This is a genomic window from Leisingera sp. ABM4_103 (assembly GCF_056158685.1).
Genome location: NZ_JBSWTU010000005.1, coordinates 554,502 through 575,183, shown reverse-complemented (window position 1 = coordinate 575,183; position 20,682 = coordinate 554,502). Strand labels below are relative to the sequence as shown.

Here is a 20,682-nt window from a genome sequence, read left to right as displayed (position 1 = left end):
GGGTTACTCCTGTCCCTGAGCGGGTCCGGTGATTTCGATTTCGACGATGGATGGGATGCCGCTGCGGCTGGCCTCGCTAAGGGCAGCGGCAACCGCTTGCGGGTCCATCGGAATGCGGGTGTAGGGAATGCCGAAGGACGCGGCGGCGGGACCGAACTCCGGCGGGGTAGGGTCGCAGCCAACGACGGGGACATTGACAGCTTCCATTGAGGTGGCGATTTCACCGTAACCGCGGTTGTTCCAGATCACGAAGGTGATGGGCAGCTTTTCATCCGCCGCGGCCATGATCTCGGGCAGGGAGAATTGCGCGCCGCCGTCGCCGGCGATGCAGATCACCGGAGTGTCCGGGGCCGCAATGGCGGCACCGATAGCGGCGGGGATGCCATAGCCGAGAGCGCCGTAGCCGGTGGCGGCATTGAACCAGCCGCCGGGGCGGTCGTGGTCGTAGTAGAGGTTGCCGGCATAGATCGGCTGGGTGGAATCCCCGACCATCAGCGCATCCGGCACAGCGTCGCGCATGGCGTTCAGCACCTCGACCTGGCCGCGGTAGTCCGCGCCGATCTCTTCAAAGGCAGCAGCGCGGGTGCGGTCTGCGCGGGCCGCGCCTTGGCTATGCTTCGGGTTTGCGGGCAGGGCCGTGAGCAAGGCGGCGATGGCATCAGCGGCGCGGGCGTGAATGGCGAGCTGCGTCTCGTGGCGGGCCAGTTGGTCCTGGCAGATGTCCACCCTGATCAGCCCGGTCATGGCTGCCATGCTGCCGGTGGCGTACATGTCGTAGTCCGTCGGCCCCAGCTCCGTCCCAAGTGCGAGAACGCAATCGGCTTCCTCGATCAGTGCCCGGATGGCTTGCAGGCTTGGGCTGGCCGGAACGGTCAGCGGGTGGCCGTGCATCAAACCGCGGGCATTGACGGTTTGCACCACCGGGGCGTCAAGGCGTTCTGCGAGCGTCCGGAGGTCCGGGCCGGCAGTCTTGGCGCCCCCGCCGGCCAGGATCACCACCTTGTCTGCTTTGGTAAGGCGGCTCGCAGCCTGGGAGATTTGGTCTGAGTCAACTGGCGGCTGTTCGGCAGCAGGCGCTGACGGGCCGTCCTGTGAAGCGGTGCCCGCCACATCCAGCGGGATTTGGATGTGGGTGGGGCCGGGGCGGCCGGCAGAGAAGGGTGCGAAGGCATTATCCAGCGCGGCTTCAAGTTCGCTGGGCCGGGTGACGTGTTCCGAAGTGAGCGCAACAGTCTTGGCCAGCGCGTGCTGGTCCGGAAGTTCGTGCAGGTGGCCGTGGCCTTTGCCGAGCGTGGCGCTTTCGTTCACTCCGGACACCACCAGCACCGGCACCGAATCCGCGCGGGCCTGGGCCATCGGGGTCAGCGTGTTGGTGAGGCCGGGGCCGGTGATGACAAAGGCAACGCCAGGCTCGCCGGACACCCTTGCGTAGCCATCTGCCATGAAGCCCGCGCCCTGTTCGTGGCGGGGTGTAACATGGCGGATGCCGGAGTCTGCGAGGCCGCGGTAGAGCTCCACCGTGTGCACGCCGGGAATGCCAAATACGCAGGTGACGCCGCGCGCCTTCAGCCCTGCGACCAGGGCCTCGCCAACTGTCTTGCGGGTCATGCTGCGCCTCTTGCCTTGGAGTTTGCGTGCGCCACAATCTGGTCGAGGGCGGTGGCAAAGCTGGTATCATCTATCGTCAGGGCGACGCGCACCCAGTCCGTGAGGCCCTCGCCGAAGGCTGAGCCGGGCATCACGGCAACCCCGCTGTTCAGCAGGTCCCAGGCATATGCGTCGCCGTCCATTCCGGTTGCGGATACCTCAATCAGGGCAAACATGCCTGCCTCGGGGCGGTGGACGTGCAGGCGGGTCTCGCCATGCAAGCGCTGTTCCAGCAGGGCAGCGCGGGCGGCGAAGCGGGACGCCATGCCCGCGGCCACCGAGGAGCCCTCGCGCACCGCCTTTTCGGTCATGTCGGCGATGAAGGGCTGATTGCCAAACAGCATCGTTTCCGAGACCGGCAGAAGGGCTGTGCAGAAGTCTTCTGGCCCGGCGCACCAGCCGCTGCGGAAGCCTGGCGCGGCGTGGGATTTGGAGACCGAGGAGACTGCGATCACCCGGTCCGCCAGTGCCGGATCGGAGAGCGGAGAGACGAATTCCGCGCCCTCGAATACCAGCTGCTCGTAGACCTCGTCGGAGATGATCCAGAGATCATGCTGCACTGCCAGTTCGCCGATCTCGCGAAGGTCTTGCGGGGTGAGGATGGCGCCGGTGGGGTTGTGCGGCGTGGTCAGGAGGATGGCGCGGCTGCGCGGGGTAATGCGGGCGGCGATATCGCTGGCCTGCATCCGGAACCCGGCCTCGGGCCGCAGCTGCACCGGTACCATTTCAGCGCCCGAGGCGCGTATCACGCCTTCGTAGGTGGCATACATCGGGTCGCCAACCAGCACTTCGGTGCCGGGTTCGGCCACGCCCTGCAACACCGCATAAAGCGCGGTCTGGGTGCCGGGGAAGCAGAGGATGTTCTCCGGTCCGAAATGCCGCCCGCGGCTGGTGGTATAGGCCTCGGCCAGGGCGGCGCGCAGGCGCGCCTCGCCGCGGCCGTCGGAATAGCCGGTGCGGCCGGCATGCATCGCTTGCGCGGCGGCCTCGATCAGCTCCGGCGGGGTGGGCACGTCCGGCTCGCCGATGGTCATTTCCACCAAGTCCGCGCCGGCTGCGGCCATTTGCCGTGCTTTTGCGTGCACTTCCCATTTGCCGCCGCCAAGTCCGGCCAGCCGTTCGGTGATTGCTGTCAGCCTCATGCCGTTTCAGCCTCCTGCTCCAAATTCAAACCTGTGATTGCGGCAACCGACTGCCGTCCGATTTCTGCCAGCTCACCTGGCGCAAAGGCGTCCGGAAGGGCGCCGCCCTCCAGCCACAGCCCGTCGATCACCGCGTTGCAGGCGATAGCCAGCTGCCGCAGCCGGGCAGGCGCGGCGGGGCGGTTGCCTTCTTCCAGCGCGTCGGCGATCAGCCCCTCCAGAAAGTCGCGGAAGTAGCCATAGGTGCGTTCGTGAGTTGCCTTCATTTGCTCATCCTGCTGCACCTTGTTCAGGAAGCTTGCCCAAAGCGCGATTGATCGCGGGTCCACCACCGGCGGCGTCAGGGAGGCGTTCACGAAGGCGGTGAGCCGGTCCAGCGCCGTGCCATCCACTCCTGCCGCGGGGGCAAAGGTCTGATCGGTCATGGCGGTCATATGGTGTTCGTAGGCGGCGGTGATCAGCTCTTCCTTGGAGCTGAAATAGTGCCGGATCAGACCCTGGGTGACGTTGGCGCGCTCGGCAATGCCCCGCACCGTGGCCCCGCGCACGCCGTTCTCGGCCACTAGCTCCAGCGTGGCGAGAATCAGCGCCTCTTTCCGGGCCTCGGCGGATTCGCGTTTGAATTTGCGGCGCTCGTCGGTCACCTCAGCTCCTGTTTTTTACCTGGCGGAGAAATTATACACTTGCATAATTACGCGAGTCGCGGCTTACTGCAATCGGAAATTTCAGGGTGACACAACAATGGACACAGCCACTGCTGCCGCTTCCGCCAGGGAGACCGATACGCGCCGCGAGGCGATACGGGTGGAGAATCTGCACAAGTCCTTTGGCAATCTTGAAGTGCTCAAGGGTGTGGATCTGACGGCGCGGCAGGGGGATGTGGTGGCGATCATCGGCGGCTCCGGGTCCGGCAAATCCACCATGCTGCGCTGCATCAATTTCCTTGAGACACCAAGCTCCGGCAAGATCGTGATCGGCGGAGAAGAAGTGACGATGCGCGGCGATGGCAGCCCGGCCAACCAGAAACAGATCGAGCGCATCCGCACCAAGCTGGCGATGGTGTTCCAGCAGTTCAACCTGTGGACCCACCGCACCCTCTTGGAGAACGTGATCGAGGTTCCGGTGCATGTGCTGAAGGTGCCCAAGGCGCAGGCGATTGAGCGCGCCCGCGCACTGCTGGCGCGGGTGGGGCTCGGCGGCAAGGAGGACACTTTCCCCGCTTATCTGTCCGGCGGCCAGCAGCAGCGGGCGGCGATTGCCCGGGCGCTGGCGGTGGACCCGTCGGCGATGCTGTTCGACGAGCCGACATCGGCGCTGGACCCGGAACTGGTGGGCGAGGTGCTTACGGTGATACGCGATCTCGCCGCCGAGGGCCGCACAATGCTTCTGGTCACCCACGAGATGAAATTCGCGCGCGAGGTCGCGAAGCACGTTGTCTATCTTTACCAGGGCCGCATCGAAGAGCAGGGGCCGCCTGCCGAGGTCTTTGGCAATCCGCAATCAGAGCGTCTGAAGCAATTCCTGAGCTCGGTCGCCTGATCCACTACCACCACAATAAAAAACCAACTGGGAGAAGAAGATGAAACTGAAAGCACTGCTTGCCGCAGCCACCGCCGCTGCTGCCCTCTCCGCCGGTGCCGCCGCCGCGGAGCAGGTCAAGATCGGCATCGCCGCAGAGCCCTATCCGCCGTTTGCCTCGCTTGACAGCTCCGGCAACTGGGTCGGCTGGGAAGTCGAGGTGATCGGCGCGGTCTGCGCGGCGGCGGAACTGGACTGCGTGATCACTCCGGTGGCCTGGGACGGTATCATCCCGTCGCTGACAGGCCAGCAGATCGACGCCATCATGGCCTCCATGTCGATAACCGAGGAGCGGCAGAAAACCATTGATTTCTCCGATCCGTATTACAACACGCCGGCGGTGATCGTGGCGGACAAGTCGATGGATATCGAACCCACACCGGAATCGCTGGCGGGCAAGATCGTCGGCATTCAGGCCTCGACGATCCACCAAGCCTATGCACAGGAATACTTCAAGGATGCGGAGCTGAAAGTCTATCAGACCCAGGATGAGGCCAACCAGGACCTGTTTGCGGGCCGCATCGACGCGACCCAGGCAGACAGCATCGCGATGGCGGATTTCGTAGGCTCCGACACTGGCGGCTGCTGTGAGATCAAGGGCGCAGTGGCAGATGACCCGGCGATCCTGGGCCGTGGCGTTGGCGCAGGCGTGCGCAAGGGCGACGATGACCTGCGCGAGGCGCTGAACAAGGGTATCGCGGCGATCCTGGCCGACGGCACCCACGAAAAGATCACCGCCAAATACTTCACCACCAGCATCTACTAAGGCGCTGACGTGACCGGACTGCTTGAACTACTGGGCCTCGGCGCCAGCGCTGAGCTGCTGTCGCTGTCGGGCTGGGGAGGCAACCTGCTGCGCGGGCTTGCCAACTCCCTGCAGATCGCCTTTGGCGCCTTTGGGCTGGGACTGGTGATCGGGCTGTTCGGGGCCTATGGCAAACTCTACGGCGGGAAGGTCACGCGTGACCTTCTCGCCATTTATACCACGGTGATCCGGGCGGTGCCGGAACTGGTGCTGATCCTGATCCTCTATTACGTGGGCAGCGATATCATCAACAAGATCTCCGAGGCGATGGGCGGCGGCCGGGTCGAGATCAACGGCGTTGCGGCCGGCATCTGGGTCTTGGGCGTGGTGCAGGGCGCTTATGCCACCGAAGTGCTGCGCGGCGCCATCAAGGCGGTTCCGGTGGGGCAGATCGAGGCCGCGAAATCCTATGGCATGCCGGCCTTCATGATCATGCGGCGGGTGACGATCCCGGCAATGATGAGCTTTGCGGTGCCAGGGCTGGCGAACCTGTGGCTGATCGCAACCAAGGATACGGCGCTGCTGGCGGTGGTCGGGTTCAATGAGCTGACGCTGGAAACCCGCCAAGCGGCAAGCAGCACGCGGGCCTATTTCACCTTTTTCCTGGCCGCCGGGTTTCTGTACCTGATGGTGACCCTGTGCTCCGGTGCGGTCTTTGCCCGGGTTGAGAAATGGGCGCGGCGCGGCCAGCCCTCGCTGAAGGGGGGCACGCGATGATCGGCCTGAAGGACCTGATGCAGCCGCATCGCATTGTGATGATGCTGGTGTTTGCGGCGATCGTGATCTGGTGCGCCTTCGCGCTGCGCTGGGACTGGATCCCGAAATACGCGCCCCTTGCGCTGGAGGGGCTTTGGACCACAATCTGGATTCTCGCGGTCTCGACCTTCTTCGGCTTTTTCTTGGCAGTGCCGCTGGGTTTGGCGCAGGCCGTCGGCCCCTGGTATCTGTCGATCCCGGCGCGCACCTTCTGCACTATCATCCGCGGCACGCCGCTGCTGCTGCAAATCTGGCTGCTCTATTATGGGCTGGGATCTCTGTTTCCGCAGTTTCCCTGGATCCGCTCGTCAGAGCTGTGGCCCTACCTGCGCCAGGCCTGGCCCTATGCGGTGCTGGCGCTGACCCTGTCCTATGCGGGCTATGAGGGCGAGGTGATGCGAGGTGCGTTCTCCGGTGTGGCCAAGGGGCAGCTGGAGGCGGCAAAGTCCTTCGGCATGCCGCGCTTCACAATGTTCCGCCGCATCTGGCTGCCGCAAGCAGTGCGCAATGTGCTGCCGACTTTGGGCGGGGAAACCATCCTGCAGCTGAAGGCAACGCCGCTGGTGGCGACCATCACGGTGGTGGAAATTTACGCGGTGTCCTCCCGCGTACGGTCCGACACATTTATCGTCTATGAGCCGCTCCTGCTGCTGGCCGTTGTCTATATGGCCATTGCCGGGGTGATTGCCATGGTATTCCGGAAGCTTGAGAAAGGCTGAGGCCGCAAAGACTTAGGGTGTTCTACGGCAAGTTTACGAATGTTCCGGAATTTCAGGTTTATCTGACATACATCAAATAACGGCACTGAAGTTCCCTCTAGTGTCAGCGGCAAATGCAGCAAGAGAATCTTGTAACAGATGCCGCGCACACTTTTCATATCTTCCGCCTTCCGCGCCGGGTTTGCCCGGCGTCTGGCGGGGATTTGCGCGGTTTTCATGCTGGTGTTGCAGGTGGCTTTTCCCGGTGCGGGGCAGGCCGCGGCTGGCGGCGAATGGATCGAGATCTGCGGCGAGTTCGGCGCGGTGGAAATTCAGGTTGCCGGCGGCGACAGCGAAGACAAGCAGGACTGCCGCAAGTGCAGCACCTGCGTCCTGTGCGCGGCTGAGAAGGGGGCCGGGCCGGTAGGGCTGCAGCCATCCGGCATCACCCGTGCGGCGGACTGTGCCGTGCTGCTGCCCGCGGGAACCGCGGTGCAGCCGAACCCGGCGCAATACTGGCACGAAGGCCGCGGGCCTCCACTGGTGACCAAGATAGAATCCGTACGCGCCTTGCGCGCGTCCGTGGCAGCCACTCAAGATAAAGGAGAGGCGCCATGGTCCTGATACGCGCCTTCCGGGGCTGGCTGACAGCCCTTTTGATGACAATTACCGCCGTATTTGCCGCGGTGACCGCTGAGGCAGACAGCCTCGACTCCTTCCTGACAGAACTGACACCTAGTGATCTGGTGCCCGGCGCTGACGCGTTTGGCCCTGTGCGCGCCGATGTGCCGGTGGCGCCGGTGCTGAAGGCGGGCGAAACTGTCGCCTACGCCTTTCTGACCTCTGATTTCGTCGGCACCACCGGCTACAGCGGCAAGCCGATCCATGTGGTGGCAGCCATTGACACCGATGCAGTGCTGACGGGCGTGAAGCTGGTCAAGCACTCCGAGCCGATCGTGCTGATCGGCATCCCGAACTCCAAGATGGTCAAGCTGACCGAAAGCTATGCCGGGCTGGATCTGAAGGCCGAGGCGGCGGCAGGCGGCGATGCCCATGACCTCGACATCATCTCGGGCGCGACGGTGACCATCATGGTGATCGACGACAGCCTGGTGCGCGCTGGCATCAAGGTGGCGCGCGCGCTGGGCTTAGGCGGTCTGTCGCCGGTGCAGCCGGACGGGCCGAAGCGCGAGGTCGATATGGCCCGCGAGGAGTCTGCGGACTGGACCACGCTGGCGGGCGACGGCTCGGTCCGGCGGATGACATTGGACGTGGGCCAGATCAACGCGGCCTTTGAGGCCACCGGCGACCAGCGCGCGATCCGCCGGCGTCAGCGCGGCGCGCCGGACGACACCTTCATCGACATGCATATGGCGCTGGTTTCGGTGCCGTCCATCGGCAAGTCGCTGCTGGGCGAGGCGGAGTACCGGAACCTGAAGTCCTGGCTGAAGGAGGGCGAGCACGCCATCCTGGTGCTGGGGCGCGGCAGCTACAGCTTCAAGGGTTCGGGCTATGTGCGTGGCGGCATTTTCGACCGGATTCAGATGATCCAGGGCGATGCCTCAGTGCGGTTCTTTGACCGCCAGCACAAACGGCTGGGAGGGCTGGCGACAACAGACAGCCCCAGCTTTGCAGAGCTGGACCTGTTCAAAATCCCGGCAGATGCGGAGTTTGATCCGGCTGAACCCTTCCGCCTGCAGCTGCTGGTTCAGCGCTCCGTGGGCGCGCTGGAGCGGGCGTTCCTGACCTTTGATCTGGGCTACAAGCTGCCGGAGCAGTACCTGCTGCCCGCCGCGCCTGCGCCCAAGGTGGTGGAGGATGATACGAGCGAGGCCGCCGCCAAGGCCGCCCTGTGGCAGCGGATCTGGAAAGACCGCACTGTCGAGATCGGCGTGCTGGCCGTGATGCTGCTGGTGCTGACGGGGGTGTTCTTCTTCCAGTTCCAGGCGACTGTGAATGCGCGGACCTTCTACTGGTTCCGCATTGGATACCTGACTGTCACTTTGGTCTTCCTTGGCTGGTACGCCAATGCGCAGCTGAGCGTGGTGAATCTGATGGCGTTGGCAGGCAGCTTGCGCAGCGGCTTTTCCTGGGATGCGTTCCTGCTGGACCCGCTGGTGTTCATCCAATGGTTTGCCGTTGCCGCCGCGCTCTTGTTTTGGGGCCGCGGTGCCTATTGCGGCTGGCTTTGCCCGTTCGGCGCGCTGCAGGAACTGACCAACAAAATCGCCCGCGCATTTAAGGTGCCGCAGATCACCCTGCCGTGGGGCCTGCATGAACGCCTTTGGCCTGCGAAATACATGATTTTCCTCGGCCTGTTCGGCGTCTCGATGGTGTCGATCCCGCTGGCCGAAACCTACGCCGAGGTGGAGCCGTTCAAGACCGCGATCATCCTGAAGTTCGTGCGCGACTGGCCGTTCGTGGTCTTTGCCGTGGCGCTGCTGCTGGCAGGCTTGTTCATCGAGCGTTTCTACTGCCGCTACATGTGCCCGCTGGGCGCGGCGCTGGCGATCCCGGCGCGGGTGCGGATGTTCGACTGGCTGAAGCGCTATCATGAGTGCGGCCACCCCTGTCAGACCTGCGCCAACGAGTGCCCGGTTCAGGCCATCCACCCCACCGGTGAGATTAACCCGAACGAATGCGTGAACTGCCTGCATTGCCAGGTTCTCTATCAATCCGAAGCCAAATGCCCGGTTGTCATCAAACAGCTGAAACGCCGGGCCAAGACCGGAAGCCCTGCACCAGACGTCACTCTGGGCCTGCTGCTCGGCCAATCACCCCAACGCGAACAGGATCAAAGTTTCCTGAAGGAGAACATCATGTCTGAAGACCTGAAAAACAAACTGCCCGTCACCCGCCGCGGCCTTCTGGGGGCCACTGCCTCTGGCGCCGTGCTGGCGGCCACCGGCGCCGGCTCCGCCCTGCTTGGCGCCAAGCCTGCACAGGCGGCCGACGTCAACCTGGCGCCGGGCGAACTGGATGAGTACTACGGCTTCTGGTCGTCGGGCCAGACCGGCGAGCTGCGCATCCTGGGCGTGCCGTCCATGCGCGAGCTGATGCGGATCCCGGTGTTCAACCGCTGCTCCGCCACCGGCTGGGGCCAGACCAACGAGTCCAAGAAGATCCTGACCGAGGGCCTGCTGCCGGACACCAAGGAATTCCTCGCCGCCAACGGCAAGGAAACCTATGACAACGGCGACCTGCACCACCCGCATATGTCGTTCACCGACGGCACCTATGACGGCCGTTACCTGTTCATGAACGACAAGGCCAACACCCGCGTTGCCCGGGTGCGCTGCGACGTGATGAAGTGCGACAAGATCATCGAGATCCCGAACGCCAAGGACATTCACGGCCTGCGCCCGCAGAAATTCCCGCGCACCGGCTATGTCTTTGCCAACGGCGAGCACGAGGCGCCGCTGGTCAACGACGGCCAGATCCTGGATGATCCGTCGCAATACGTGAACATCTTCTCCGCAATCGACGGCGACACCATGGAAGTCGCATGGCAGGTGATCGTCTCGGGCAACCTGGACAACACCGACTGCGACTATCAGGGCAAATACGCCTATTCGACTTCCTACAACTCGGAAATGGGCATGACCCTGGCCGAGATGACCGAGAACGAACTGGACCACGTTGTCGTCTTCAACATCGCAGCGATCGAAGCCGCCATCGAAGCCGGTGAATATGAAGAGCTGAACGGCGCGAAAGTTGTCGACGGCCGCAAGGGCGCGCCCGGCAAGCTGACCCGCTATATTCCGATCCCGAATTCGCCTCACGGCATCAACACCGCGCCGGACAAGAAGCACGTCTGCGTCAACGGCAAGCTGTCGCCAACCGTGTCGGTGATCGATGTCGAGAAGCTGGACGCGCTGTTTGACGCAGATGCCGATCCGCGCTCAGCCATCGTGGCGGAACCGCAGCTGGGCCTTGGCCCGCTCCACACCGCCTTTGACAACCGCGGCTATGCCTACACCACCCTGTTCCTGGACAGCCAGGTGGTGAAGTGGGACATCGCCAAGGCGATCGAGGCCTATGCCGGCGCCGATGTGGACCCGATCCTGGACAAGGTCGATGTGCAGTATCAGCCGGGCCACAACTCCACCTCCATGGGCGAAACCGCCGAGGCGGACGGCAAGTGGCTGATCTCGATGAACAAGTTCTCCAAGGACCGGTTCCTGAACGTGGGCCCGCTGAAGCCCGAGAACGAGCAGCTGATCGACATCTCCGGCGACAAGATGAAGGTGGTGCACGATGGCCCGACCTTTGCAGAGCCGCATGACTCGATCATCGTTCACCGCTCCAAGGTGAACCCGGCCAGCATCTGGGACCGCAACGACCCGATGTGGGAAGACGCGCGCAAGCAGGCTGAGGCGGATGGCGTCGATTTGGACGACTATCAGGACACCATCATCCGCGACGGCGACAAGGTGCGGGTCTACATGTCCAGCCAAGCGCCGAACTTCAGCCTTGAGAAGTTCACCGTCAAACAGGGCGACGAGGTCACCGTCTATGTCACCAACCTGGATGATATCGACGACCTGACCCACGGCTTCTGCCTGTCGAATTTCGGCATCGCGATGGAAGTCGGTCCGCTGGCAACTGCCTCGGTTACTTTCATTGCCGAACGTCCGGGCGTGCATTGGTACTATTGCCAGTGGTTCTGCCATGCGCTGCACATGGAAATGCGCGGCCGGATGCTGGTCGAGCCGCGGAGCGCGTAAGGATGAAACGGCTCCTGCCCATATCGTTTGTTGCGGTTCTTGCCAGCCTGACGCCCGCCTGGGCGGCGGATTGGGATGTGCCCAACCGGGCAGGGGCCATCGCTGAAACACTGGCGCAGGCGGCGGATGGCGACACCCTCCGCCTCTCCGCCGGCGAATATGCCGAAACCCTGGTGCTGGACCGGCCTGTCACCCTGGACGGGCAGGGCCACGCCACATTGGACGGCCGGGGGCTGGGGTCGGTCATCACGGTGACCGGCCCCGGCGTAACCGTACAGAATCTTACGGTTGTTGGCTCCGGCTCCTCGCATCAGGAGATCGACAGCGGTATCAAGCTGACCAAGACGGCCAAGGCGCCGCAAATTCTGAACAACGTGCTGCTGGGCAACCTGTATGGCGTGGACATACACGGTGCGAAGGACAGCCTCGTGCAGGGCAACCGGATCGAAGGGCGCCTGGACCGCCACATGAACGCCCGCGGCAACGGGGTCTATGTCTGGAACGCGCCGGGTGCGGTGGTGGACGGCAACGACATCCGCTATGGCCGCGACGGGATCTTTGTGAACAGCTCCAAGAAGAATGCCTTCACAAATAACGTGTTCCGCGATCTGCGGTTCGCCGTGCATTACATGTACGCCAACAATTCCGAGGTGTCGGGCAACGTCTCGATCGGCAATCACCTGGGCTACGCGGTGATGTTCTCCAAGCGGGTCAAGGTGTCCGGGAACGTCTCTCTGAATGACCGCGACCACGGGGTGATGCTCAACTACGCCAACCAGGGCGAGGTGCGCGGCAACTATGTGAAGGGGGCCAAGGACAAATGCACCTTCCTTTATAACGCCCACAAGAATGACTTCTCCGGCAACTGGTTCGAGGGTTGCGGTATCGGCATCCACTTCACCGCCGGCAGCGACGGCAACCGGATGGTTGGGAACGCCTTTGTCGGCAACCGGCACCAAGTGAAATTCGTCTCCACCAAATGGGTGGAATGGAGCGAGGAGGGCCGGGGCAACTACTGGTCCGACTTCGCAGGTTTTGATGTCGACGGAGACGGCATCGCCGATGCGCCTTACCGTCCGAACGACAGCATGGACCATGTGCTGTGGACCCAGCCGGCGGCGAAACTCTTGATGGGCTCGCCTGCGGTGCAGCTGGTGCGCTGGTCGCAATCGGCGTTCCCGGCGCTGCTGCCCGGCGGGGTGATCGACAGCCACCCGCTGATGCGGCCAGAGCGGCCCGGTGCCGCCAGAAAGGTTGAACAAGATGGATAAAACTCCGCTGCAGATCCGCGCGCTGGACAAGTTCCGCGGTAAGACACAGGTGCTGCATGGCATCGACCTGGAAATCGCGCCGGGCGAGCGGCTGGCGCTCCTCGGCCATAACGGCGCAGGCAAGTCGACGATGATCAAGGCGGTGCTGGGCCTGATCCGGCATGAGGGCGGCAGCATCCGCATCTGCGGCGCGGCCCCCGGCAGTGCCGCGGCACGGGCGGCCACTGCCTTTCTGCCGGAGGCCGTCAGTTTTCACCCGGCGCTGACCGGGCATGAGCAGCTGTCGCTGTTTGCCCGCCTTGCTGGCGAACGCGCGGATATTGGGGGCCTCTTGGAACGGGTCGGGCTGGGTGAGGCGATGCACCGCCGCATTGGCGCTTATTCCAAGGGGATGCGGCAGCGGCTGGGCTTGGCGCAGGTGCTGCTGGGGCGCCCGAAGCTGGCACTGCTGGACGAACCCACCAGCGGGCTGGACCCGATCTCGCGCCAGGACCTTTATGCCATCATCAACGAACTGGCCGAACAGGGCGCGGCGGTGCTGATCGCCTCTCATGCGCTCACAGAGGTGGAGGCCCGCACCGACCGTATCGCCATCCTGCGCAAGGGCGTGAAGGTGGCGGATGACACGCTGGCGGGCCTGTCGGCGCAGGCCGGGCTGCCGGTCAAGCTGCGGGTGCAAGCCAGCGGCACACACGCCGACCGGATCGCGACGGAAACCGGCGGGCGGCGTATCAACGGCGCTTCGGTCGAGATCCTGTGCTCGCCGCAGGACAAGATGGCCGAGCTGCGCAAGATCGCCGCCATGGGCGATGCAGTGGCCGATATCGACATGGTGCCGCCGCGGCTCGAAGACCTTTACCGCCATTACTCCGGGGAGGACCGCAAATGAGACGTGCCTTTGCCATTGCCCGTGCCGAGATGCTGATCCTGCGCCGCAACCGCTGGCTGGTCATGGCCACGCTGATCATGCTGGCCTTTGCGCTGGCTCTGTCCTTTGCCGGATCAGCGCCCACGGGGACGCTGGGGGTGGACATGCTGACGGTTTCCGTCGCCTCGATGACCACGCTTTCGGTCTACCTGGCGCCTTTGCTGGCGCTGATGATGGGGTTTGATGCGGTGGCGGGCGACCGCGACCGGGGCAGCCTTGCCCTGCTCTTGGCCTATCCTGCGGGGCGGGCAGAGATTCTCTTGGGCAAGCTGATGGCGCATCTGGCAGCGCTGGCGGTTGCCATGTGCATCGGCTTTGGCGCGGCTGGTGCTGTTGCCGCTTGGTTCGGCGGTGCCGGCACTGAGAGCCTGATGGCGCTGGGGCGGCTGGTGCTGACCTCAATCCTGCTGGGCGCAGTGTTCCTGGTGCTGGGATACGCTTTGTCGGCGCTCAGCAGCGGGGCAACAGCTGCGGCGGGTCTCTCTGCGGGCGTGTGGCTGGTGTTTGTAGTGCTTTACGACCTTGGCCTGCTGGGGGCCGTGGTGATGGACAGCGGCGGGGTCTTCACACAGAAGATCTTTCCCTGGGTGATGGTCGCCAACCCGGCGGATGCGTTCCGGCTGTGGAACGTGGCGGCCTCTGAAAGCGTGGCCTTGTCCAGCGGGATGGCGGGCGCCGCCAATGCGCTGCCAGGTTGGGCTGCACCGCTGTCGCTTCTACTGTGGCCTGCGCTCGGGTTCCTGCTCGCCTGTGCAGCCTTCCGGAGGGTGGAGCCATGAAACACCTGATCCTTGCTGCCGCGTTGGTCCTGTCCGCCTGCCAGGAGGAAGAGGCCAAGGCCCCGCCCGCGCCGGTGCAGCTGACGGAAACGGCGCTCAGCTATTTCTGCCAGATGAATGTGGCGGAGCATGGAGGGCCGAAGGGTCAGATCCATCTGGACGGCTTCCCCGCGCCCTTGTTCTTTGCCCAGGTGCGCGATCTGGCGGCCTACGCGAAAAGCCCGGAGCGGGATGCGGAGATCACCGCCATCTATGTCAGCGACATGGGCGCGGCGGCAAGCTGGGAACAGCCCGGCACCGACAACTGGATAGATGCCAGCGAGGCTCATTTCGTGGTCGGTTCAAATGTCGCGGGTGGCATGGGTGCGCCGGAGGTTGTGCCCTTCGCCTCCCCCGAGGCGGCCGCGCGTTTCACACAACGCTATGGCGGAACGGTTGTCGGCTTCGACGGCATCCCGGATGACGCCGTGCTGGGGCCAGTTGACTTGGACCAGCAGCTGGAGACGCCGTCATGAGCGCGAAGCAGCTTCAGACCGCTTCACGCAGCAGCCGCAATTCAGCGGCGATGGCGTGGCCCTCCATCCCTTCCATCCGGCTGATCCGGGCGGTGCGCTGGGCCAGCTCATGCGAGGCGGCGGCGTTGCAGCGCTGCCAGGTGACGGTCTTGGTGAACTTGTGCACCGACAGCCCGCCGGTATAACGCGCCGCGCTGCTGGTCGGCAGCACGTGGTTGGGGCCTGAGGTCTTGTCGCCGAAGGATACCGTGGTCTCCTTGCCGAGGAACAGCGAGCCATAGGCGGTGAGGCGGTCCAGCCACCAGTCCAAGTCCTCAGCCTGCACCTGCAAGTGCTCGGGGGCATAGCGGTCTGCGACTAGGGCGGCTTCTTCACGGCTATCGCACAGGACAACCTCGGCGCGTTCGTGCCAGGCGCGGTGGGCGGCAGAGAGGTTGGGTTCTGGAAGCCTGTCGATCAGCGCCTGCGCGCGAGCCATAACGCCCTTGGCCAGGCACTCGCTGGTGGTGACCAGCCAGACCGGGCTGTCGGCTCCGTGTTCGGCCTGGCTGACCAGGTCCCAGGCGACGGTCTCCACATCTGCGGAGTTATCCGCGATGACCAGAGAATCCGTGGGGCCTGCAAACATGTCGATGCCGACCTCGCCGAACAGCATTCGCTTGGCCTCAGCCACATAGGAATTGCCGGGGCCAACCAGGATGTCGGCGGGCTGCGACCCGAACAGGCCTTGGGCCATGGCGGCAATGCCCTGCACCCCGCCCAGGTTCAGGATCAGGTCGGCACCGCACAAGTCCATGGCATAGATGATCGCATCGGGAATGCCGCTGCCGGGCCGCGGCGGGGATACCGCAGTAATATGGGGCACGCCAGCCACCTTGGCGGTGGTGATGGTCATCAGCGCACTGGCGATATGGCTGTAGCGCCCGCCCGGTACGTAGCAGCCGGCGCTGGACACCGGGATCTGCTTCTGACCCGCGATCAGGCCGGGGATCACCTCTACCTCGCATTCCCCCATCGTGGCTTTCTGCGCCTCAGCAAAACGGCGGATGTTGGCGTGAGCGAACTGGATGTCCTCCTTGAGCTGATCGGAAACCCGGTTGCAAGCGGCGCGGCGCTGGGCGGCGGTTACCGCGATGGGCCCGGTCCAGCCATCGAGTTTTTCCGCATAGCGGCGCACGGCGTCCTCACCCTCGCGCTGGATATTGGCGAGCATGACGGCGACGGTGTCGCGGATATCGCTGTTTTCGGCGGCGGGGCGCGGCTGGGCCTGTTTGAGGTAGGTAATTGCCATTGGGTCAGCTCATTTTCCGTTTAAGGGCCGCCGGATGTGCAAGGGAAGGCCCGGCGCGGGTTGCGCTTAAGACAGCGTTCCCTATGGCAAACGGTCAAGCCGTGCCCCATTGGTTTCGAAAAACACGGATGTTTGTTTCGAATTGCCCTGCGCGCCTAGGCGCCTTTTGCCGGCAGCGTCCGGAACTCCTCTGCCAGCCAGGGAAAACGCTGGCTGATCGGATCTGTAAAGTGATGGCGCAAGGACTTCTGCAGCGCCTCGTGGATCAGCTGCGAGGTGGCTGCCGGGTAAACGCTTGAGGTGAACAGCGACACCGTCCGGGCAAAGCTTTTGCCAGGAAACCGAACCACCTTGACCTTGTCATGGAAGCGCTGGGCGCGGTGGTAGCTGGCGGCGGTGGTGACCGTCCAGCCGCTGCTTTCGGCCACCAGGCCGATGATCGACTGGTTGCACTCCAGCTCGAACCGGTTGGGCAAGGATATCTTGAGCCGGGTCAGCTGGGTCTCAATCTGCTTGCCGATGGTGTGGTCGCGGGAATAGCGCAGGAATGGCAGCGGTGCTTCCGGTTTTGTCAGCTCCTCGACACTGCCGGTGTATCCCGAAGGCACCACCAGAATGAACGGATCGCGCATCAAGGGATACTCGATCAGATCCGGCAGCAGCCCGGCCGGGCGGGTGGCAACGCCCGCATCCAGTTTCTGTTCCTGCAGCTTTCCGATGATCTCATGGCTGGGCCGCGTATAGTGGCGGAAGTTACAGCGGGGCAGGGCGGTGGACAGGAACTGAAAAAGCTCCGGCCCGACCTCGTTGTCGAAGTCATCCAGCAGTGCCATCCGCAAATCGGTGGCGTGCTGCCAACTGCCGGAGCGGATTTCCGCCTCGCCGCGCTTCAGGGTCATCAGCCCTTCGTAAACGTAACGCGCAAAAACCACCCCGGCCGGTGTCAGCCCCATCGGGCGGCGGGTGTGGTCCACCAAATCAACCCCCAGCGCGCTTTCCAGGCTGCGCAAGTGATTGGAGACGGTGCTGATCGACAGCCCGGTTTCCGCAGCGACCTTCTGTATCGACCCGGATTTTGAGATCAGCTGGAATACTTCCAGCCAGCGCAAACTCAGCGTCTTTTGCATAGGCAGCCCTCCCTTGCGCTCTGCTTATGCTATCCACAGAATTGCACCATTACATCCGAAAAAATCGAAACTAGGTTTTACTTTCGCTGCAAGAGTAAATTTATTCTACAGCGAAATCTCTTCCCGGATATGGTTTGCCGTGCAAAAATCAAAGCCTTAAGGCCTGCAAAGAACGGGCCCGGCGTGACAACTGGGAGAACCATTAATATGATCAAAAAGTATCTGCTTTCAACAGCCTGTGCGGTTGCTGCCGCGATTTCCGCGACTGCCGCGTCGGCGCAGGACGAAATCACTGTGGCCTATTTCCTTGAATGGCCGATGCCGTTCCAGTTCGCCAAAGCCAACGGCACCTATGAAGAAGAGATGGGCGTCAAGATCAATTGGGTTTCCTTTGACACTGGCACTGCGATGTCGGCTGCCATGGCCTCTGGCGATGTACAGATCGCAGTCAGTCAAGGCGTGCCGCCGTTTGTGGTCGCCACCTCCGCCGGGCAGGATCTGCAGGCAGTGGACGTCGCGGTGAGCTATTCCGACAACGACAACTGCGTGGTGGCCGAAGCGCTGGAGATCGACAAGGACAGCGCCGGTGAGCTGAACGGCAAGAAGGTCGGTGTCCCGATCGGCACCGCGGCGCATTACGGCTTCCTGTCGCAGATGGCGCATTTCGGCGTTGACGTCAGCTCGATGGAAATCGTCGACATGGCCCCCGCCGATGGCGCAGCGGCCTTTGCCCAAGGCAATCTGGACATGGTTTGCGGCTGGGGCGGCGCGCTGCGGCGGATGGTTGAGCATGGCAACGTGCTGCTGACCGGTGCGGAAAAAGAAGAGCTGGGCATCCTGGTTTTCGACGTGACCAGCGCGCCAGCCGGATTCGTCGAGTCGGAAGGCGAGTTGCTCAGCAAGTTCCTGAAGGTGACCGCAGATGCCAACGCCATGTGGAACGCCGGTGACAAGAAAGACGAGATGCTGCCGGTCATCGCCAAGGACGCGGGCATGGATCTGGCTGATGCAGAAGCCACCATCGCCACCTTCAGCTTCCCCTCTGCCGAAGAACAGCTGTCAGAGAAGTGGCTGGGCGGCGGCGCGCAGACCTTCATGAAGGGCGTGGCCGATATCTTTGTGAATGCGGGCAGCATCGAAGCGGCCCTGGATTCCTACGACGGGGCCGTAAACAGCGGCCCGCTGGCAGCCGCGCAGAACTGAGCCGTAGCAGCTTGAGCATGTCGAACGGCCCGGGTCCCGGGCCGTTTGCATCCAGGGTCGCAGGGCGAACGCCGCAAGGCCCGAACAGGAAGGGGAAAAGATGTCGGGACTGGACATCAAGAGTGTCTCCATGCGTTTTGACCTGCCCAATGGCAGCTCGGTCCAGGCGCTGAAGGACGTTTCATTGAATTTGCAGGCGGGAGAGCTGTTGTCGGTGCTAGGGCCGTCGGGCTGCGGCAAGACCACGCTGCTGAACATTCTGGCAGGTTTCCTGGCCCCTACCGAAGGGACGGTAGAGTTGAACGGCCACGTGGTGACCGGCCCGGATGCGGAACGCGGTATGGTGTTCCAGAAGGGCGCGCTGTTTGAGTGGATGAACGTGCGCGACAACGTGGAATTCGGCCCCCGCATGAAAGGCATGGGCAAGGGGGAGCGGGAGAAAATCTCTGACCATCTGCTGGAAATCGTCGGCCTGCAGGACTTCAAGGAAAAAGCGGTATACGAGCTGTCGGGCGGTATGCAGCAGCGTGTGGCGCTGGCCCGTTGCCTTGCGAATGAGCCGGACGTGATCCTGATGGACGAGCCGCTGGGCGCGCTGGACGCGCTGACGCGGGAGAAGATGCAAGGCCTGGTTCTGAAGCTGTGGAAAGAGACCGGCAAAACCATCATCCTGATTACCCACTCGGTGGAGGAAGCGCTTTTGCTGGGCGAGCGGCTGATCGTGATGGCGCCGCGGCCGGGCCGCATCCACCGCGAATACCAGCTCCCCTTCGCCGAGCGCGGGGTGAATGCCGATCTGCGCGACGTCAAGAAATCCGAAGGCTTTGCCGAGACCCGGGATGAGATCCTCTCGATGATCTGGGAGATGGAAGAGGAGATCATGGGCCGGACGGAGCAGGTGGCATGACAGTCCTGATTTTCTATATCGCGCTGTTTGCAGGCGCCTTTTTTCTGGTGCATCTGATCCGCCGCGGAATGCAGTCGCGCCATGATTTCACCAGCCTGAAGACCGTGACTTTCGGCGACGAAAGCGCCGTGAGCCCGGACCGGGCGGCGTCAATCATTTCGGTGCTGGTGATCTTTGTGATCTGGGCGGCGTTCACTGGCTCCAAGCTGTTTCCCCTCCATGTGCCGGGGCCGTTCAGCGGTGAAACAAGCTTTACGTACACGCTGGAAAACGCCGAAGGCAGCACCGACGATGCGGAGGTCGCGGTGCGCGTGGCCGGATTCGGCGAGGAAAGCCCCAAGTTCGAGGTGGACCCGGGCAACGGTTTCGCCAAGAACGATGCAATGGCGGCGCAGGCCGGGCGGTCTACAACTCTGATCTTTGACCGTAACGACGAGGCGAAACGCAAGGAGGGCGCCAAGATCGTCGCCATCAACGGCGAGCCGATTGGTCCTGGCACGGCTGTCGACACCGGCGATGGCACGGTGACGCTGACCGGTAAGGGTGCCATCAGCTTCACCCCAAGTGCGGGCATGCAGATGAACCCGATCTGGCTGCCGGCCCCGGAAACTGTGGTGGCGCGGTTCTTTGAAATCGCTTCCGAAGGCTATCAGAACTTCTCGCTGTGGCAGCATCTGGGCTGGTCGCTGGCGCGGGTGATCGCCGGGTTCGTGACCGGTGCGCTGGTCGGTATTCCGCTCGGCTATGCGATGGGCCTGTCTGGCTGGTTCCGCGGCTGGTTTGATCCGATTGTGGAATTCATGCGCCCCGTGCCGCCGCTGGCGCTGATCCCGCTAGTGATCATCTGGTTCGGTATTTGGGAGACAGGCAAGATCGTCCTGCTGTTCCTGGCCGCACTCTGGATCATGACCATTGCGGCGCGGGCCGGGGTGTCCGGAGTAAACATCTCCAAGATCCACGCGGCCTATTCGCTGGGCGCCTCCAAGTGGCAGATCATGCGCCATGTGATCGTGCCGAACTCGCTGCCGGAAATCTTCACCGGCGCGCGGGTGGCGATGGGGGTCTGCTGGGGCACGGTTGTGGCCGCCGAACTGGTTGCTGCGCAAAAGGGCGCCGGCATGATGATCATCGCCGCCTCCAAGTTCCAGCTAACCGACATCGTGATCATGGGCATCGTGCTGATCGGGATCATCGGCTACGGCATCGACATCCTGATGCGTAAGGCCGAGAACTGGCTGGTGCCGTGGAAGGGCCGCAGCTGATCCGAGGGCTGTCAGGCAAAGAAAGCGCCCGGGGAATTTCCCGGGC

General features: G+C 63.5%; 18 protein-coding genes and 1 pseudogene. 14 read left to right on the top strand and 5 right to left on the bottom strand.

Annotated elements, in window-relative coordinates:
- Positions 1-3: 3 nt before the first annotated feature.
- Genes ACXAED_RS04340 through ACXAED_RS04330 form a run of 3 tightly spaced genes read right to left on the bottom strand, consistent with a single transcriptional unit; the run spans position 4 to position 3,433 of the window.
- On the bottom strand, positions 4-1,608 hold the full coding sequence (locus ACXAED_RS04340) for a 5-guanidino-2-oxopentanoate decarboxylase (protein WP_475047175.1): 1,605 nt from the start codon (positions 1,606-1,608) through the stop codon (positions 4-6).
- Positions 1,605-2,789 carry a pyridoxal phosphate-dependent aminotransferase gene (locus tag ACXAED_RS04335; RefSeq protein ID WP_475047173.1) on the bottom strand — a complete coding sequence of 395 codons (1,185 nt, stop codon included), beginning with the start codon at positions 2,787-2,789 and terminating at the stop codon, positions 1,605-1,607. The genes ACXAED_RS04340 and ACXAED_RS04335 overlap by 4 nt, the downstream gene beginning before the upstream one ends.
- Positions 2,786-3,433: a TetR/AcrR family transcriptional regulator gene (locus ACXAED_RS04330; RefSeq protein WP_475047171.1), complete on the bottom strand. Its 648-nt coding sequence runs from the start codon at positions 3,431-3,433 to the stop codon at positions 2,786-2,788. Before ACXAED_RS04330 ends, ACXAED_RS04335 begins: the two co-directional genes overlap by 4 nt.
- Positions 3,434-3,530: 97 nt before the next feature.
- On the opposite strand from ACXAED_RS04330, the gene ACXAED_RS04325 reads away from it, so the two are divergent.
- From ACXAED_RS04325 to ACXAED_RS04275, 11 genes and pseudogenes are all read left to right on the top strand, one after another.
- Entirely contained in the window at positions 3,531-4,328 is a 798-nt protein-coding gene (locus ACXAED_RS04325; RefSeq protein WP_475047169.1) for an ABC transporter ATP-binding protein, read from the top strand.
- 40 nt (positions 4,329-4,368) lie between these two features.
- Complete coding sequence (locus ACXAED_RS04320) at positions 4,369-5,133, top strand: transporter substrate-binding domain-containing protein (RefSeq protein WP_475047168.1); 765 nt, start codon at positions 4,369-4,371, stop codon at positions 5,131-5,133.
- 9 nt (positions 5,134-5,142) lie between these two features.
- Positions 5,143-5,889 (top strand): ABC transporter permease, encoded by a 747-nt coding sequence (locus ACXAED_RS04315; RefSeq protein WP_475047167.1) that lies wholly within the window; start codon positions 5,143-5,145, stop codon positions 5,887-5,889.
- Positions 5,886-6,647, top strand: coding sequence for an ABC transporter permease (locus ACXAED_RS04310; RefSeq protein WP_475047165.1), 762 nt, complete (start codon positions 5,886-5,888; stop codon positions 6,645-6,647). The genes ACXAED_RS04315 and ACXAED_RS04310 overlap by 4 nt, the downstream gene beginning before the upstream one ends.
- 138 nt (positions 6,648-6,785) lie before the next feature.
- Positions 6,786-7,250: a hypothetical protein gene (locus tag ACXAED_RS04305; protein WP_475047164.1), complete on the top strand. Its 465-nt coding sequence runs from the start codon at positions 6,786-6,788 to the stop codon at positions 7,248-7,250.
- Positions 7,241-9,434, top strand: a pseudogene (locus ACXAED_RS04300) (4Fe-4S binding protein). The gene ACXAED_RS04305 and the pseudogene ACXAED_RS04300 overlap by 10 nt, the downstream one beginning before the upstream one ends.
- A gap of 11 nt (positions 9,435-9,445) precedes the next feature.
- Entirely contained in the window at positions 9,446-11,353 is a 1,908-nt protein-coding gene (nosZ, locus tag ACXAED_RS04295; RefSeq protein ID WP_475047162.1) for a TAT-dependent nitrous-oxide reductase, read from the top strand.
- Positions 11,354-11,355: 2 nt separating this feature from the next.
- The gene (locus ACXAED_RS04290) at positions 11,356-12,624 is read left to right on the top strand and encodes a nitrous oxide reductase family maturation protein NosD (RefSeq protein WP_475047160.1); all 1,269 of its coding nucleotides are present in this window, start codon (positions 11,356-11,358) and stop codon (positions 12,622-12,624) included.
- On the top strand, positions 12,617-13,513 hold the full coding sequence (locus tag ACXAED_RS04285) for an ABC transporter ATP-binding protein (protein WP_475047158.1): 897 nt from the start codon (positions 12,617-12,619) through the stop codon (positions 13,511-13,513). The genes ACXAED_RS04290 and ACXAED_RS04285 overlap by 8 nt, the downstream gene beginning before the upstream one ends.
- Positions 13,510-14,331: an ABC transporter permease gene (locus ACXAED_RS04280; protein WP_475047157.1), complete on the top strand. Its 822-nt coding sequence runs from the start codon at positions 13,510-13,512 to the stop codon at positions 14,329-14,331. Before ACXAED_RS04285 ends, ACXAED_RS04280 begins: the two co-directional genes overlap by 4 nt.
- Positions 14,328-14,846, top strand: a complete 519-nt coding sequence (locus ACXAED_RS04275) for a nitrous oxide reductase accessory protein NosL (RefSeq protein ID WP_475047155.1) — start codon at positions 14,328-14,330, stop codon at positions 14,844-14,846. The genes ACXAED_RS04280 and ACXAED_RS04275 overlap by 4 nt, the downstream gene beginning before the upstream one ends.
- Before the next feature lie 13 nt (positions 14,847-14,859).
- Here ACXAED_RS04275 and hisD read toward each other — a convergent pair whose 3' ends face one another.
- On the bottom strand, positions 14,860-16,137 hold the full coding sequence (hisD, locus tag ACXAED_RS04270; protein WP_475047153.1) for a histidinol dehydrogenase: 1,278 nt from the start codon (positions 16,135-16,137) through the stop codon (positions 14,860-14,862).
- A 155-nt stretch (positions 16,138-16,292) separates the two neighbouring features.
- Entirely contained in the window at positions 16,293-17,264 is a 972-nt protein-coding gene (locus ACXAED_RS04265; protein WP_475047151.1) for a LysR family transcriptional regulator, read from the bottom strand.
- Between the two features lie 207 nt (positions 17,265-17,471).
- Here ACXAED_RS04265 and ACXAED_RS04260 point away from each other — a divergent pair, with 207 nt between their 5' ends.
- The 3 genes from ACXAED_RS04260 to ACXAED_RS04250 all read left to right on the top strand — a co-directional run bounded on the left by ACXAED_RS04260 (position 17,472) and on the right by ACXAED_RS04250 (position 20,636).
- Positions 17,472-18,467, top strand: a complete 996-nt coding sequence (locus ACXAED_RS04260) for a taurine ABC transporter substrate-binding protein (RefSeq protein WP_475047149.1) — start codon at positions 17,472-17,474, stop codon at positions 18,465-18,467.
- Positions 18,468-18,567: 100 nt separating this feature from the next.
- Positions 18,568-19,374, top strand: a complete 807-nt coding sequence (locus tag ACXAED_RS04255) for a taurine ABC transporter ATP-binding protein (RefSeq protein ID WP_475047148.1) — start codon at positions 18,568-18,570, stop codon at positions 19,372-19,374.
- Positions 19,371-20,636 carry an ABC transporter permease gene (locus ACXAED_RS04250; protein ID WP_475047146.1) on the top strand — a complete coding sequence of 422 codons (1,266 nt, stop codon included), beginning with the start codon at positions 19,371-19,373 and terminating at the stop codon, positions 20,634-20,636. Before ACXAED_RS04255 ends, ACXAED_RS04250 begins: the two co-directional genes overlap by 4 nt.
- The last annotated feature ends 46 nt before the right edge of the window (positions 20,637-20,682 follow it).